The organism is Spirosoma sp. KUDC1026, from assembly GCF_013375035.1.
Lineage (GTDB): Bacteria > Bacteroidota > Bacteroidia > Cytophagales > Spirosomataceae > Spirosoma.
Genome location: NZ_CP056032.1, coordinates 3,116,550 through 3,132,282, shown reverse-complemented (window position 1 = coordinate 3,132,282; position 15,733 = coordinate 3,116,550). Strand labels below are relative to the sequence as shown.

At 55.5% G+C, this 15,733-nt stretch carries 9 protein-coding genes; 7 read left to right on the top strand and 2 right to left on the bottom strand.

Translation table 11 applies throughout. The annotated features are described in order from the left end of the window. Positions 1–4: 4 nt before the first annotated feature. Positions 5–964, bottom strand: coding sequence for an isopenicillin N synthase family dioxygenase (locus HU175_RS13070; protein ID WP_176567022.1), 960 nt, complete (start codon positions 962–964; stop codon positions 5–7). 291 nt (positions 965–1,255) lie between these two features. Here HU175_RS13070 and HU175_RS13065 point away from each other — a divergent pair, with 291 nt between their 5' ends. After that, a complete protein-coding gene (locus HU175_RS13065; RefSeq protein WP_176567021.1) occupies positions 1,256–1,492 on the top strand; it encodes a hypothetical protein in 237 nt (78 codons plus the stop codon). Between the two features lie 227 nt (positions 1,493–1,719). Here HU175_RS13065 and HU175_RS13060 read toward each other — a convergent pair whose 3' ends face one another. Further along, entirely contained in the window at positions 1,720–5,976 is a 4,257-nt protein-coding gene (locus tag HU175_RS13060) for a hybrid sensor histidine kinase/response regulator transcription factor (RefSeq protein WP_176567020.1), read from the bottom strand. Positions 5,977–6,262: 286 nt separating this feature from the next. On the opposite strand from HU175_RS13060, the gene HU175_RS13055 reads away from it, so the two are divergent. From HU175_RS13055 to HU175_RS13030, 6 genes are all read left to right on the top strand, one after another. Then, positions 6,263–9,310: a SusC/RagA family TonB-linked outer membrane protein gene (locus HU175_RS13055; RefSeq protein ID WP_176567019.1), complete on the top strand. Its 3,048-nt coding sequence runs from the start codon at positions 6,263–6,265 to the stop codon at positions 9,308–9,310. A gap of 58 nt (positions 9,311–9,368) precedes the next feature. Further along, on the top strand, positions 9,369–11,000 hold the full coding sequence (locus tag HU175_RS13050; protein ID WP_176567018.1) for a RagB/SusD family nutrient uptake outer membrane protein: 1,632 nt from the start codon (positions 9,369–9,371) through the stop codon (positions 10,998–11,000). A 55-nt stretch (positions 11,001–11,055) separates the two neighbouring features. Beyond that, positions 11,056–11,928: a family 16 glycosylhydrolase gene (locus tag HU175_RS13045; RefSeq protein ID WP_176567017.1), complete on the top strand. Its 873-nt coding sequence runs from the start codon at positions 11,056–11,058 to the stop codon at positions 11,926–11,928. Positions 11,929–12,127: 199 nt separating this feature from the next. Continuing rightward, positions 12,128–13,123, top strand: coding sequence for a glycoside hydrolase family 43 protein (locus HU175_RS13040; RefSeq protein ID WP_176567016.1), 996 nt, complete (start codon positions 12,128–12,130; stop codon positions 13,121–13,123). Positions 13,124–13,135: 12 nt separating this feature from the next. After that, positions 13,136–14,278 carry a glycoside hydrolase family 88 protein gene (locus tag HU175_RS13035; RefSeq protein WP_176567015.1) on the top strand — a complete coding sequence of 381 codons (1,143 nt, stop codon included), beginning with the start codon at positions 13,136–13,138 and terminating at the stop codon, positions 14,276–14,278. Between the two features lie 180 nt (positions 14,279–14,458). After that, the gene (locus HU175_RS13030; protein WP_176567014.1) at positions 14,459–15,718 is read left to right on the top strand and encodes a DUF2264 domain-containing protein; all 1,260 of its coding nucleotides are present in this window, start codon (positions 14,459–14,461) and stop codon (positions 15,716–15,718) included. Positions 15,719–15,733 lie beyond the last annotated feature (15 nt).

Below are 15,733 nucleotides of genomic sequence, written 5' to 3'. Positions count from 1 at the left end.
CCGTTTAGGCTTTTTTCAGCCCTAATTCCATCAGTCGTTCGTTCAGAAACTCCCCGGCGGTCATATCAACGTAGAGCTTGGGGTGGCTGGCGTCGATACAGCTGTCGAGGCTGCTCAGATCCATGTCGGCCCGGGGGTGCATGAAGAACGGGATCGAATACCGGGACTGGTTCATTTTTTCCCGCGGAGGGTTAACAACCTGGTGGATCGTCGACTTTAGCTTGTGGTTCGTGAGCCGGTCCAACATGTCACCCACGTTAACAACCACCTGATCGGGCAGGGCGGTAATACCGATCCACTTCCCATCGCGCCGGAGTACTTCCAGCCCATCGGCCGACGCACCCATCAGCAGCGTAATCAGGTTGATGTCGCCGTGTGCGGCCGCACGTACGGCTCCGTCTGGCGTTGTATCCGGGTCGAGCGGGAAGTAGTGCAGCGCCCGTAGAATGCTGTCGCCGTTTTGAACTTTGCCTTCGAAATAGTCCTCGGGGAGTTCCAGGTACAGAGCGATAGCGCGCAGGAGTTGTTTGCCCGCCCGTTCCAGCGTTTGGTACGCCGTCAGGGCCGCTTCGCCAAACTGGGGGTAAGCCTCGGGCAGTACGTTCCCCGGCATCTCGCCAACGGGTTCGGGTTGTCCGAAGTGATAAAACTCTTTCAGATCGGCTACTTTAAAACCTTTAGCCGTTTCTTTTCCTTTACCAACGTACCCCCGCTGGCCATTCAGGTCCAGCCGTTCGTACTGTTTCTTTACGTCATCAGGAGCCGAAAAGAAGGCCTGGGCGCTACTATAAAGCTGTTGGGTCAGCTCGTCCGTCAGGCCGTGGTTCCGAATGGCCACAAACCCAATCTGGTTGAATGCCCGGCCCAGATCGGCCACAAAACGCGCTTTCCGCTCCGAATCTCCCGACGTGAAATCAGCTAAATCCAGCGAGGGAATTTCATCATATAACTCTTGCGACTGCATAGCAAAACTGTTTACACAAACTTACGAAATTCTTCATGTTTACGACATCTGGACTACTGCTACCAGTCCGATTCGTCAATAGCCGACTAATAAATGCAACAACAATGCATTTATTAGTCGGCTATTTGCTTAAAACGTGCCTGCTTATCATTTTGCAACGCTACGGCATTTTAATAGTCATTCTTTCAGCTCTGTGTGTACTCCTCATCTGCTCCGCCGTAAAGCCGATTACATTGGCATCACTGCTCTATCCTTTGCATCATTCACTGCCTGGTTACGCCCTTGCTCTTGATGACCAGCACCTTACTGACTGATCACACGCTACGTATTGGCTATCTCAGCCTCGACTACGTGTTCGTAGGTATCAACGTCGTTGCGGTCTGTGTTGCAACCTGGCACCAGGCCAGCCCTGTCATCAAACGAGCACTGTGGAGTTTTCTACTTCTGTTTGCCGTAGCCATCATCCTGGAAGACGTGAGCGAATTATTTGAATCAAGCATATACGAGTCACAGTTTTGCCAACGTTAAACGCTCAGCGATTTTTAGCGGAGAGACTAGCCTTCAAGCACGCACACTGATGGTTGGGTAACCAGGGTAGTAATACCGTACCTATGCGTTGGTACTACCTCTCCGCAACGTATTTCCTGCTAATAAAAACTCTGGCAAAGTCTCAACTTGACGCTTTGCCAGAGTCTACGCACGGGCTCCCCTATCAACTACATAGTACCACCAGCTGGTACCAGGGATCAGTAACACTACAGCATATCCTGGATTTCTTCCACTGACTTAGCCGACGTCCGATGCTGGCGGGCGTACTCCGAGGGCGATACGGTATAGACGCTCTGAAACGTTTTCCGGAAATATTTCAGGTCGTCGATGCCCACTTGCTCCGCAATTTCAGATACGCGTAGGTGGCTGTCGGCCAGTAGCTGCGCGGCTCGTTTCATACGAACATCCCGAATGAATTCAATAACCGACTGGCCCGTAATGGCTTTCAACTGCCGGTAAAACGTCGACTGGCTCATGCCCATCTCGCGCACCAATACGGGTACGCTGAACTCAGGATTCGTCAGATTCTGCTCGACCAGATTCATGGCTTTGTCCAGCAGCTGCCGTTCTTCGTCCGGGATCACAACCTGGGTCGGCTCCAGCAAAATCTGACGATGGTAGTATTCCTTCAGGCGGCTCCGGCTTTGCAGCATAGACCCGATTTTAGCGTACAGAATCCGGGGATTAAATGGTTTCACCATGTACTCGTCGGCTCCTGACTCCAGCCCTTCTACTTCCTGAACAGCCGCCACCCGGGCTGTTAGCAGCACTACCGGAATATGTAATGTCTTCGGATGTTCCTTAATCTTTTTACAGAGTTCCAGCCCGTCGCTGCGGGGCATCATAACGTCGCTGATGACCAGATCCGGCAGCATTTCCTGCGTTTTCTGCCAGCCCTCTACCCCATCGACCGCCACGGCAACCTCGTAGGTCGATGTGAACAGTTCCTGTAAATATTGCCGGAGCTCGTCGTTGTCCTCCACCAGCAGCAGACGCCCCATTGGACCCGGGCTGAACTCGGCTGTCAACGGCAGATCCGGTTCATCCACGACAGGGGTTGGCTCCGTGCCACCGTCCACTACTGGTGCTTCCAGCAGCGCTTCCTCACGGATCTGGGCGGGCGTCAGGTGGGCGTGCCCGAACGGCAGTCGAACGGTAAACGTAGTACCTAACCCGGCGTCGCTCTGAACAATAATCTCCCCGGTATGTGCTTCAACAAACTGTTTCACCAGCGACAAACCGATGCCGGTACCCATCATACGTAACGTGTCGGTATGCGACGCCTGGTAGTACGGATCAAAGATTCGGTCAAGTTCACTGGCTTCCATCCCGACGCCCCAGTCACGCACAACGATTTGCAGGTAGTTGTCCACCAGCTTGTTTTCCGTTCGCTGCGCTGGCTGGTCAGTTGATCCAACAACTGCTACCAGCAGGTTTATTTTACCGCCTTCGGGGGTGTACTTGAAGGCATTCGACATCAGGTTGGTCAGGATAATTTCCAGCTTACTCCGGTCGAAATAAAGCATGATGGGAGCTCTTGGGGCTTCGAGGGCGTAGTCAATCCGGCATTCTTCGGCCTTTAATTTGAAGAGCAGAAAAATCTCCGTCAGAAACGGCAATACGTTCTCCCGACTGGCGTGCAACGATACGTGCCCCGACTCTACCTTCCGGAAATCCAGTAGCTGATTGACCAGATTCAGTAGTTTACGAGTCTGCTGGTGCATCAGCATAATCTTGTCCCGGAACCCGTGCGGTGGTGCCGCCGTACCGGCCAGCTCTTCCATCGGCCCCAGAATCAGCGTGAGCGGGGTACGCAGCTCGTGCGATACGTTGGTAAAGAACCGAAGCCGGGCATCGGTCACTTCTTTCTCGGTTTCCACCTTATACTGCTCCAGCGCCAGTTTATTCTTCAATGCCTGCTGCTGGGCGGTGATACGCCGATACAGCAACAGGGCTCCGGCTAGCGCGGCTGCGTAGAGCAGGTACGCCCACCACGTCCGCCACCAGGGCGGCAGCACCGCAATAGTCAACGTAGCCGGGGCTAGGCCCCATTTCCCTTCACCGTTGCTGGCTTTCACAATCAGAGTATAATCGCCGGGGGGCAGGTTGGCAAAGCTGGCCGTACGCTGGCCCTTTGCCGGATAGATCCAGGCGTCATTGTAGCCAATCAGGCGGTACGCGTAGGTATGTTTCTGCGGATTAATGTAGTTCAGGCCGACGAAGCCAATGGAAAAATCCTTCTCTTCAGCCTTGATTACCAACCGGTCCAGCTGGTCCAGCGGCTTTTCCAGCAGCACCCGCCCATCGACGGTTTCGCCGATACGGATCGGTTTATTAAAGACCTGCAAGTCCGTAAAACGAACCAGGGGTGGGTATGGATTCGGGACCAGCAGCCGGGGCCGGAAATACGTAACGCCGTTGATGCCACCGAAGTACAGGGTGCCGTCGTTCGACCGGTAAGCAGCCCCAATTTTGAACGAATTACTCTGTAGTCCGTCTGCTTCGTTGTAACGCAGGAGCTGGCGGCTCACGGGATCAAAGCGCACCAGTCCATCCCCGCCCATCCACAGCTTCCCCTGCTCATCTTCCAGCAGACTTTCCACGTTTGACTGGGGCACGACGTCGCTGTACCGCCGGATTACATCCTGCCCTTGCGCGTTGGTTGTCAGCTGATTCAGGCCGCCCCCGATCGTGCCGATCCACAACGCCCCCCGGCGATCTTTCAGCAACGGCCAGGCGTAGTTAACGGACAGACTGTGAGCGTTTTCCGGATCGTAGGTGAACTGCCTCAGCAGTTGCAGCGATGTGGGCGTAACGCGGAGTTTCAGCACACCCGCCCCTTTGGTACTGGCCCAGAGCAAATCACTGGCTTTGTCGTAGAGCAGAAACGTAAACTGGCGCGTTGGTAATTCTGGAGCCCTGAACTGGTGCAGCAGCTTCCCCTGCTGGTCGAAGCGGAGCAGGCCCAGCTCGAAGGTAGCGACCCAGATGGTGCCGAATCGATCTTCGACAATCCGCTCGATACTGGTTGAGCCGGGTAGCCTGACGTAATTTTGAATCCGGCCGTTCCGGAAGAGGGCCAGTCCGTTGTAGCGGGTGCCGACCCAGAGCGTACCGTCCGACGCCTGGCAGAAGGTCGACACATCAATCCCCGTAGCGTTGCCCGGCAGCGGCCGATTCAGGAAGTTTCGATACGTACCGTTGGTCAGGTTATAGCCCGAAAAACCGTTGCGGGTACCGATCCAGAGTGTATTGCTTGTTTCATCCTTCAGGATAGCATTGATGTAGTTATTGGGCAGGGTTGGGATTTGCGACAGTTGCCGACGCAGGATGCCGAAGGGTTTCCGGTGCAGGTCTACCTTGTTCAACCCACCCGCCGAAGCCGCCAGCCAAAGGATTCCGAACCGGCTCTCGAAAATCTGATGAATCCGGCCGGAGTTGATGCTGAACGGACTGTTGTCGAGCGGTAAAAACGTTCTTGGGTTATCGACCCGGACGGGTAAGACCGTTCCCGCTGCGTTTCTGGAGCCAAGCGGATTAGCCTCCCAGAGAGACAAACCGAAGTTGGTGCCCACCCACAACTGCCCGAACGAATCCAGATACAAACACTCAATATCTTCGTACTCCTTGGGGAGCGGATGCGCATCCAGCTGGCGGGCGGTACGTCGGTTGGCTTTGTCCACCCAGAATATGTTTTTGTCAGTGCCAATCCACAGGTCACCCCGCCGGTCGAGGTGCAGGGCCAGTATGGCAGATGCTCGTACCGACGTCCGGATAACACGGGGTAACAGAGTCTCGTTGGTCGGCTCATCGACGTAATAAAGGCCATCCCCTAACGTAGCGATCCAGATTTTCCCTTCGCCATCGGCCACCAGGTCCGTTACGCGCCATGAACGCTCGGGCGTATACGGGAACTGAATCTGGACGATTCGGACCAGCCAGCCCTGTTCGTCAATAGTCAGCACAAACGCCCCCCGGCTGGGCGTACCGGCCCAGATGCGCCCCCGCCGGTCAACCGTCAGGCTGGTTACGTCCGTCTGCGCCAGCAGTTGCACCAGCTTCTGATCGGCGGTAGATTTTGCCTGCTGACTACTAGTTACGAAGCGGCCGTGGCCGGCGTCGAACAGGCTCAGGCCAGCGCTTTCGGCCCCTACCCACAGCCGCCCCTTCCGGTCCAGCAGCATAGACCGGATGCGATTACCCGACAGTCCGTTCAGCGGGTTGACGGGCATCTGGTAGTTCTTTAACTCATAGCCGTCGTAGCGGTCGATCCCATTGTTGGTGCCGATCCAGACGAAGCCGGCCTTGTCCTCAACGCTGCACATAACGTCGCTGTGCGACAGACCCTCGTTGACGGTAATGTGCTCAAACCGGTACTCCTCCGGTTTATGCTGACCGTACGCCAGCAGTGGCAGCATACCAAGCAGAAAGCGACCAATTATTCGAAAAAAAGCTCTATTCATTCATCAGCGACGCTTGTCTTTTCCCTGTTTAGACATCCGATTCCCTACCCCTTAAAAGAAAAGTAAAGCAATGTATTGATCATCAACAGCTTGCACCCAGATAAGTCCACAAAACAAGTGATTATACAGTTCTGTAGCTACGAAAATACCCCCTTTTATTGACGAAAACTACCCCCAGTTACAGAAAAACCTTGTCTTACTTTTGCACTATTCCAATTATAATTTTAATAACTCATCAGCTCTGATCAACTAAATAGCCAAATAAACTAAGCTTTCCTCTTTCTCTATGAACATGAAATGGCTACTCGTTTGCGGCACGCTACTCCCCCTCCACGGAGTTTTTGCGGTGTCACTTCGGCCGGATGGTAATCCAGCTCGTTCACCCCTTGCTGTCCGCGCAACTACGGCATCGCTGGCAGTCACCGCTCCGGCCGTCATCTCCGTTACCGGGAAAGTGACTGACGAAAAAGGAGGTGCGCTGCCCGGGGCCAGCGTTGCACTTAAAGGTACGTCAATTGGTACCAATACTGATGCAAACGGGGGGTACACAATTCGCATTCCTGACGGCACCAAAGACCCCGTGCTGATCTTTTCGTACATCGGCTACCAGTTGCAGGAAGTTGCCCTTGGCAATCAGACCACGGTGAACGTTCAGCTCCAGGGTGACTCAAAATCCCTGAATGAGGTCGTTGTGGTTGGGTACGGTACGCAGAAACGCTCTGACATTACGGGCGCCGTGGCGTCGGTTCCCAAAGCCCGTTTGTCGCAGTTACCCGTCACGAACGTGTTGCAGGCCATACAGGGATCGGTGGCCGGGGTGAACATCACCCAGTCGTCGTCGGTACCGGGCGCAGCCCCCTCAACCGTCATCCGGGGACAAAACTCCATCAATGCGAACTCTGGCCCGTACGTCATCGTCGATGGAATTCCGCTGAGCAAAACCGGCGGTTCGCTGAGCGATATCAACCCCAATGACATCGAATCGATGGAAATTCTGAAAGACGCATCGGCGGTGGCTATTTACGGGACCAACGGCGCCAATGGGGTTATTCTGGTGACAACCAAGCGGGGCAGCACAGGCAAGCCCACCATCCGCTACAACAACTACGTCGGGGTGGAGAATTTTGCGCACATCCTGCGGCCCCGCAACGGCGAGGAGTACGTGCAGAAATACAAAGACTGGCTTACCCAGACCGGCCAGAAACTGGTCAATCCCGTACCCAACTACAACGAACTGGCGAACTACAACGCAGGTATCACGACCGACTGGCTCAAGGAAGCGACGCAGACCGGGATTCTGCAGGATCACAACCTGAGCATATCGGGCGGTGGTCCCAACGTACGCTATTTTGTCTCGGGTGAGATCCTCGATCAGAAGGGCGTTATCAAAGGATACCAGTACAAACGGGCCAGCTTCCGCTCAAACCTGGACATCAACGTAACGGATTACCTGACAATCGGCACCTCGCTCTTTATCGCCAACAACAACCGCGACGGGGGCCGGGCCAACTTGCTCAACGCCACGGCTATGAGTCCGTACGGGCAGGAGTACAACGCTGACGGCACGTACACCATCTACCCGATGTTCCCGGAGCAGCTCTACACCAACCCGATGCTGGGCCTCACGACCGACCGGATCGACCGCAGCACCAACCTGAACGGCAACGGCTACCTGGAGCTGAAACTGCCCAACAAACTGTCGGGGCTGAAATATCGTATGAACATCGGCTACTCGTTCATCCCTGCGCGCACTGCCAGCTACACCGGCCGGGCAGCCAACGATCTGCTGGGTACGGCCAATACGTTCTTCTCGGAAACGAACAGCTTTACACTGGAAAACATCCTGTCCTACGCCAAGGATTTCGGCAAGCACCACATCGACTTAACAGGTCTGTACAGCGCGCAGCAGCGGAGATACAACACCTCAACGGCGAACGCCGTAGGCTTCGTCAACGATCAGCTGTCGTTCAATAACCTGGGGGCCGGGGCTACCCAGACGAGTAACTCCTACGCTGACCGTTACGCCCTGAACTCGCAGATGGGCCGGATCAACTACTCCTACAACAGCCGCTATCTGTTTACGGTAACCGCCCGGCGCGATGGTTCGTCAGTATTCGGGTCCAATACGTCCAAGTATGGTCTGTTCCCATCGGCGGCTATCGGCTGGAATATCAGCAACGAAGCGTTCATGAAAGACATTCCGGCCGTTACGAATCTGAAGCTCCGGTTGTCGTACGGTAAGTCAGGAAACGAGGCCATCAGCGTCTACCGGACCATCACGACCAACAACGTAGGCCGCTCGCCCTTCAACGGCGTCAGCACCATTGGGGCATTCCCCGGCAATCTGGGCAACAACAATCTCCAGTGGGAAACAACGCTGAGCAAAAACGTTGGTCTTGACTTTGGCTTCTTCAGCAACCGCATCAACGGTAGCATCGACGTGTACCAGAACCGGACCAAAGGGCTGCTGCTGTTACGGAGCTTGCCGATCATCACAGGCTATTACAACGTGTACGACAACCTGGGCGAAACATCGAACACGGGGGTAGAAGTAACGCTGAACACGCGTAACGTAGCCCGTGGCGACTTCGGCTGGGAAAGCACCGTCGTTTTTGCGTCCAACCGTAACCGGATTCTGGACCTCTACGGCGACAAGAAAGACGACCTGGGGAACCGCTGGTTCATTGGTCAGCCGATCAGCGTGATCTACGATTACAAACTGGCGGGTGTGTGGCAGAACGGCGAGAGCGCAGCCGCGCAGGACCCCGGTTCGGTAGCCGGTGACCTGAAATTTGCTGATCTGAACGGCGACGGTAAGATCACACCCGACGGCGACCGGATGATCCTGGGCCAGACGGCACCGAAATGGACGGGTGGTCTGACCAACACGTTCCACTACAAGAACATCAACCTAAGCGTCTTTATTCAGACCGTACAGGGAGTGACCCGCAACAACGCCGACCTAACCTACGCCGACGAAACCGGCAAACGAAACACCCCTGTCGACGTGGGCTACTGGACCGCCGAAAACATGAGCAACACGCGTCCCTCACTGGCCTACAAAAACCCACGGGGCTACGGCTACGCATCGGATGCTAGCTTTACGCGCATTAAAGACGTAACGCTGAGCTACGTTCTGGCGCCCAAGCTACTGGACAAACTGGGGCTGGGCAGCCTGACCGTGTACGTCAGCGGCCGAAACCTGTACACGTTCACGAACTGGATTGGCTGGGATCCCGAAGCGGTGCAGCAATCTAGGGGTACGGGCGACTGGACAAACAACTACCCGCTCACCCGCTCCTTCGTCGGTGGCCTCAACATCAGCCTGCGCTAATGCACGTGAGCAAACGAGCCAGCTGAATCGCTCTTTCACACTTTCGCTCTTTACACGAATGAAAACATACTTAAAAATAGCCTTATCCGTCTCGGTCCTGGCCACGGCTACGGCCTGCAAGGATACCTTTCTGGAAGAAAAACCGTTCTCGGCCTATACCCCCCTGACCCTGAACGACTCGCTGGGTTTCGAAGCGTCGCTGGTCGGCCTGTACAACCACACCAGTACGTATTTCTCCTGGTCGTCCCGCCAGGGCTGGCCCAGCGTCTGGCAGGTAGGTACCGACGTAGCTAACGCCACGGCGAACCAGGAAGGTGTCGAGATTCCATATTACAACTACGCCCAGCTGACCCCGACCGATGGGGCAGCGGCCCGCACCTGGGACCGGAATTACATTATGATCAACCTCACTAACACGATCATCAATGGAGCCGAAGCACCAACGCTCACGGGGATCAGCGCGGGGGGTAAAGCCCGTATTAGCGCCGAAGCCAAATTCTTCCGGGGTTACGCGTACAATAATCTGGCAACCTGCTTTGGTGGAGTCCCTCTGATTACGCAGGCGCTCACGGGGCCTAAGACGGACTTCGTACGGGCTCCGCTGGCCGACGTAGACAAGCAGATCGTCGACGACCTGACATTTGCCGTGGCGAATCTGCCTGACATCGAAAGCGTAAAGTCGAACTCGAAAGGGAAACTCTACGGCCGGGCCAACAAATTCATGGCTATGCAATTGCTGGCTGAAGCCTACCTGCGCATGGGCAAGCCCGACCTGGCCGAAACCCAGCTGCAGAGCATCATCAGCAGCGGGCGCTTCAAGCTGATTAAGAATCGCTATGGTCTCCGGTCCGGTGGCGCAGGCGACTACTACTCGGATATGTTCGTCTACGGCAACCAGCGCCGGGTGCAGGGCAATACCGAAGCCATCTGGGTGCTGGAGCAGGAAAACCCCGCGACGGTCGTGGGTGGTATTACCGACAACCCTCAGCAACGCCGGGTGTGGGGCGCGGCTTACCACAACGTACAGGGTATGGCGCTCTCCGATTCAACGGGCGGCCGGGCGCTGGGCCGGTTACGGCTAAGCAACTGGGTACTGTATAGTCTCTACAAGCAGGGCGACATTCGCAATTCGCAGTATAGCATCCGCCGTCGTTACGTCTACAACGATCCAACGAAGCCGGCCACGTACGGCAAACCGGTTCCGTACGCGGGCACCGATACGTTGTTCAACATTGCTCCGCACACGACCAAGTGGTACCAGTTTGACCCCAACGATACGTTCGGCTACGCCATGATCAAAGATTTTATCCTGATGCGACTGGGCGAAACCTACCTTCTGCTGGCCGAAGCACAGTTCAAGCAGGGCAAACTGGAAGCGGCTGCCACGAGCATCAACGCCCTCCGCGAACGGGCCTTCCCGGCTTACCCAACGGTGGGCAAAGTAGCCGCGTCGGATATGACGCTGGATTTCATTCTGGACGAGCGGGTACGCGAACTGATTGGCGAAGAAAACCGGCGAATGACGCTCATGCGCACCAAAACGCTGGTCGACCGGGCAGTCCGGCTCAACAGCAACAGCGCCGTTAACCCGCTGCGGGGACTGACCAGCACGCACCTGCTGCTGCCGATTCCGCTCAACGAAATTCAGTTGAACAAAGACGCCGTCCTGGCGCAGAATCCGGGATACTAGTAACTTTTCGGGGTGTCGTACTTATTCAGTGCGGCACCCTTTTCCTTTACTCGCTATGGCTTTTTTTCGTCTTCTCGTCGCCAACGTATTCGTCCTGAGTGTAGTGGCCATTCCTGGTCACAGCCAATCGGTTCGATCGGGCGGCAAAGCACCCAATCCCGAATCGGACACCACCTGGAAACTGGTCTGGTCCGACGAATTTACCAAACCGGGGGCGCCTGATCCGAAGAACTGGCAGTTTGAAAAAGGTTTCGCCCGGAATCACGAAGATCAGTGGTACCAGGCCGATAACGCCCGCTGTGCCAACGGCTTACTCACAATCGAAGCGCGTCGCGAACAGAAGCCTAACCCAACGTATCAGGCCGGCAGCAGCGACTGGCGTACGCAGCGCAAAACAATTGAGTACACCTCGGCCAGCCTGAACACGAAGGGACTGCACCAGTGGCAGTACGGTCGATTCGAAATGCGGGGCCGGATCGACATCAGCCCCGGCATGTGGCCCGCTTTCTGGACACTGGGCGTAGCGGGCGAGTGGCCATCGAACGGGGAAATTGACATCATGGAGTACTACCGAAACGACCTGCTCGCTAACGTGGCCTGGGGCACCAATCAACGCTACAAAGCGGAGTGGCGCACGACGAAGAAACCGGTTACGTCCTTCAACGACCCCGACTGGGCCAGTAAATTCCACGTCTGGCGGATGGACTGGGACGAAACGGGCATTCGCCTGTACGTTGATGACCAGCTGCTGAACAGCGTATCGTTGCAGGAAACCATCAACCAGGACGGTACCAGCATCAACCCGTTTAAACAACCGCATTACGTCCTGCTCAACCTGGCCCTGGGTGGCGACAACGGCGGTGACCCCAGTAAAACTACGTTTCCCCGGCGTTTCGAAATCGACTATGTCCGGGTCTATCAACGGTAACTCGTTCTAAGAAACTAGTTGACAACCTCTAGTCCCCTTCAGGGCGGGGCTATTAAGTTTTAGGGCAATCTACCCGAAGGTGATTTAATCACTATCAGAGTCAAATTAAGAACTTAATAGCCCTGCCCTGAAGGGGATTCAGGGGTTGTTAGGCTTGTTAAGAAATAATTTTTCAGACAGTTTCTAACTGCTTTATTCAATGAACATCTTACGCTCAACCTGTTTTAGTCTGTTGCTCGGCCTTGGATCACTGACGGTCCAGGCCCAGTCGACAACCGGCAAACAAACAAAATTCACGCCCGGCGAACGCTGGTACGACCAGAATGGCGCCCTCATCAACGCTCACGGCGGGGGACTGCTGTACCAGAACGAAACCTACTACTGGTTCGGGGAGAAGCGGGGGCAGTCGGCCTCCGAGGGCATCAACGTTTACTCATCTAAAGATCTCTACAACTGGAAGGCCGAAGGCATGGCGCTGGCCAAATCGACGGATCCACAGAGTGAAATTGCCGTGGGCGGTCTAATGGAACGGCCGAAGGTGATTTACAACCCGAAGACGAAGCAATACGTCATGTGGTTTCACCTCGAACTGCCGGGGCAGGGCTACAAAGCCGCCCGCGCCGGGGTGGCCGTCAGTGATAAGGTAACCGGGCCATACCGCTATGTCAATAGCTTCCGGCCCAACGGCCACATGTCGCGGGACATGACCCTGTTTGTGGACGACGACGGTTCGGCGTATCACATCTACTCGGCCCGCGAGAACTACGACCTGCGCATCACCAAACTCACTGACGATTACCTGTCTGCCAGCCAGGCCGATACGCTCCTGTTCAGCAAACACCAGGAAGCACCGGCCCTCTTCAAGAAAGACGGGCAATACTACATGATTACCAGTGGCTGTACCGGCTGGGCTCCCAACCAGGCCAGTATGCACGTAGCGCAGTCGCTGTTCGGCCCCTGGAAACCAGTCGGCGATCCAATGCAGGGCCCACTAGCCGATAAGACCTTTGGCGGTCAGTCGACTTACATTCAGCCGGTTCAGGGCAAGAAAGACGCATTTATCTTTATTGCCGACAAGTGGAACCCAAAAGATTTGAAAGACAGCCGGTATCTGTGGCTGCCCATCACCTTTGAGAATAATCAGCCCGTAGTGAAATGGGTAAATTCGTGGAACCTGAATCAATGGAACAACTAAGTGCCTCCAATTATGCGGTTGTACCGTTTTGTTAGCTTTTTTCTGCTATTCGCTACGTCTGCCTTACGAGCGCAGCCCCAGCCAACGGCGGCTGGGGTGCTGGAAGCGATTCAGCGCGTCAACGACCACTGGCAGACCACCAATCCCACCCACGGACGAGCGTTCTGGGACAACGCGGCTTACCATACGGGCAATATGGAAGCGTATTTTCTGACCAAAAACGACGCGTACCGGGCGTACTCTGAAGCCTGGGCCGAGCACAACGAGTGGAAGGGCGCTAAGTCCGATGATAAAGCCAGTTGGAAATACTCGTACGGCGAAACCGACGATTACGTCCTGTTTGGCGACTGGCAGATCTGCTTCCAGACCTACATCGACCTCTATACCCTCAAGCCGGTGCCCGAACGAATTACCCGCGCTAAAGAGGTGATGAGCTACGAGATGAGCACTGACCGGAACGACTACTGGTGGTGGGCGGATGGTCTGTATATGGTGATGCCGGTCATGACCAAACTTTATAAACTAACCGGCGACAAGCAGTACCTGGAGAAGCTACACGAGTACTTCACCTACGCCAACAGCATTATGTACGATCGTGATGCGAAGCTGTACTATCGCGACGCCAAGTATGTCTATCCGAAACACAAGAGCGCGAATGGTCAGAAGGATTTCTGGGCGCGGGGCGATGGCTGGGTGTTTGCCGGGCTAGCCAAAGTGCTAAACGACCTACCCAAGAACGACCCGCACCACGCCGAGTACGTAGCAAAATTTACCGGCATGGCCGAAGCGATCCTACCCGCCCAGCAGGCTGACGGCTACTGGACTCGGAGCATGCTCGATCCGGCCCACGCCCCCGGCCCGGAAACCAGCGGTACGGCCTTCTTTACCTATGGCCTGCTGTGGGGCATCAACAACGGCTACCTCGACAAGAAAACGTACCTGCCTGCTGCTCAGAAAGGCTGGACCTACCTGTCGACCGTAGCGTTGCAATCCGACGGAGCGGTGGGCTACGTACAGCCCATCGGCGAAAAGGCCATTCCGGGGCAGGTCGTCAACGCCAAATCAACGACTAATTTTGGCGTCGGCGCCTTTTTGCTCGCTGGCTGCGAGATGTACCGTTTTTTGGAGAAAAAGGGCGTGAGCAAGCGGAAATAATCGCTTATTTCTTGATCATTCTGTTGTTTTTCTCTCATACCGAGGCTACCCCCCGCCCCCTAAAGGGGGAGAAGTTTATTTACAATTTTCTCCCCCTTTAGGGGGCGGGGGGGTGATGTAGCTAGAGCTAGCACATCTCTCAGGCGGGTAGAAAGTACAATAGTCAACTCTAATTCCTCAATGAAACGAATCAGTTTACGCCTGCTGGGCATCGGCCTTCTCCTCGGTCTATCGACCGGGACTGGCTTTGCTCAGAAGAAAAAAACGTCCCAAAAGCCCCCCGCTTCTGCTGTTTCCGACCGGCAGTTCTGGCTGGCCGAGATGGACAAGATGGTCAGACCAGTGATGTCAAGTCTTGCCCACGACAGCCTGCGTATTGTGATGCCGACAGTGGTCTCCAAGCGAGTTGACAACAAAGAGCACCGGATACAGGTCCAGTACGTCGAGGTACTGGGGCGGGTACTGAGTGGTATTGCCCCCTGGCTGCAGGGCGAAGGCGGCAGCGCAGAGGAAGTAGCCCTGCGAAATCAGTATCGGCAGTGGGCAATTCAAGGGGTACACCACGCGCTGGACTCAACGGCGAAGGATTATATGCGCTTTGATCTGGGAGGTCAACAGCTCGTCGATGCGTCGTTCATTGCGCTCGCATTTACCCGCGCCCCCTGGCTGTGGGAACACCTGAGCAAACCAGATCGGGCGCTGCTGATCAGGGCAGTCAAAAGTACTCGCCAGTTCAAGCCTGGTTTTTCGAACTGGCTGTTGTTCTCAGCCATGAACGAAGCGTTTTTTGCCAGATACGGCTACGAGTGGGACCCCATGCGGGTGGACTATGCGCTCCAGCAACTGGAACAGTGGTATGTAGGCGATGGTATGTATTCGGATGGGCCGTCGTACGCCTTCGATTATTATAACAGCTACGTCATCCACCCCTTCCTGACCGCCATTACGGAGATTATTGGCAAGAAGACGAATGCCTACACCAGCATGATCGACAAGATCAACAAGCGAAACGACCGCTACGCCGTCATTCAGGAGCGGCTTATCAATACCGATGGTACGTATCCTGCCACAGGCCGTTCCATCGTCTACCGGGGCGCTGTTTTTCAGCACCTGGCCGATATGGCCTGGCGGAAAACGCTGCCCGAGCAACTAACTCCCGCGCAGGTGCGCTGCGCCCTGACGGCGGTGATAAAAAAGACGCTGGAAAGCCCGTCTACGTACCAGAACGGCTGGCTCACCATTGGGCTGCACGGGTCGCAGCCCGATCTGGCCGATGTGTATAACAACCAGGGTAGTTTGTATATTGCCACGAACATCTTTCTGCCGCTCGGCCTCCCGGCCTCCGATCCGTTCTGGGCCGATGCGCCAGCGAAGTGGAGTGCACAGAAAATTTGGGGCGGAGACGATTTTCCGCACGACCACAGCGTGAATTTGCGCTAATCGACCGACGGGTTC

What these genes read in the sequence shown, in the direction of transcription:
- HU175_RS13030 (WP_176567014.1), top strand. Translation starts at nt 14,459, where the DNA reads ATGAAACGAATCAGTTTACGCCTGCTGGGCATCGGCCTTCTCCTCGGT.
- HU175_RS13045 (WP_176567017.1), top strand. Translation starts at nt 11,056, where the DNA reads ATGGCTTTTTTTCGTCTTCTCGTCGCCAACGTATTCGTCCTGAGTGTA.
- HU175_RS13050 (WP_176567018.1), top strand. Translation starts at nt 9,369, where the DNA reads ATGAAAACATACTTAAAAATAGCCTTATCCGTCTCGGTCCTGGCCACG.
- HU175_RS13070 (WP_176567022.1), bottom strand. Translation starts at nt 964, where the DNA reads ATGCAGTCGCAAGAGTTATATGATGAAATTCCCTCGCTGGATTTAGCT.
- HU175_RS13040 (WP_176567016.1), top strand. Translation starts at nt 12,128, where the DNA reads ATGAACATCTTACGCTCAACCTGTTTTAGTCTGTTGCTCGGCCTTGGA.
- HU175_RS13060 (WP_176567020.1), bottom strand. Translation starts at nt 5,976, where the DNA reads ATGAATAGAGCTTTTTTTCGAATAATTGGTCGCTTTCTGCTTGGTATG.
- HU175_RS13035 (WP_176567015.1), top strand. Translation starts at nt 13,136, where the DNA reads ATGCGGTTGTACCGTTTTGTTAGCTTTTTTCTGCTATTCGCTACGTCT.
- HU175_RS13055 (WP_176567019.1), top strand. Translation starts at nt 6,263, where the DNA reads ATGAACATGAAATGGCTACTCGTTTGCGGCACGCTACTCCCCCTCCAC.
- HU175_RS13065 (WP_176567021.1), top strand. Translation starts at nt 1,256, where the DNA reads ATGACCAGCACCTTACTGACTGATCACACGCTACGTATTGGCTATCTC.